Annotated in this window: 1 protein-coding gene; it reads left to right on the top strand. The window is 78.5% G+C overall.

Annotation, left to right across the window (positions count from 1 at the left end):
- Positions 1-563 (top strand): bifunctional diaminohydroxyphosphoribosylaminopyrimidine deaminase/5-amino-6-(5-phosphoribosylamino)uracil reductase RibD (ribD, locus tag ACYVE9_RS30370; protein WP_461031063.1); only part of this gene is annotated, 563 nt, incomplete at both ends.

The raw sequence follows: 563 nt of genomic DNA, 5'->3' as shown, positions 1-563 counted from the left end.
GCCCGCACGCCGAGATCCACGCGCTCGCCGAAGCCGGCGACGACGCCCGCGGCGGCACCGCCGTCGTCACCCTGGAACCCTGCCACCACACCGGACGCACCGGGCCCTGCACCGAGGCGCTGCTGAGCGCCGGCATCACCCGCGTCGTCTACGCCGTCGCCGACCCGAACCGGCTCGCCGCGGGCGGCGCCGAGGCACTGGCCGCCGCCGGTGTCGAGGTGGAGTGCGGACTGCTCGCCGACGAGGCGGCCGCGGGCAACGCCGCCTGGCTGACCTCGGTCCGCCACGGCCGGCCGCACGTGCACTGGAAGTTCGCCGCCACCCTGGACGGCCGGACCGCCGCCGCCGACGGCACCAGCCGCTGGATCACCTCCACCGAGGCCCGCGCCGACGTGCACCGGCTCCGAGCCGAGTCCGACGCCGTGCTCGTCGGGTCGGGCACCGCCCGCACCGACAACCCGCACCTCGCCGTCCGCGGTGCCCCCGGCGTCCGGCAGCCGCTGCGCGTCGTGCCTCGTGTGTCCGCCGGTCTCGGTTCCCGGCCGTCCAGCCGGGCCGCGGCC

The organism is Streptomyces sparsus (assembly GCF_054776295.1).
Note: the sequence above shows the minus strand (reverse complement) of the source record. Positions and strands in the feature narration are given on the sequence as shown.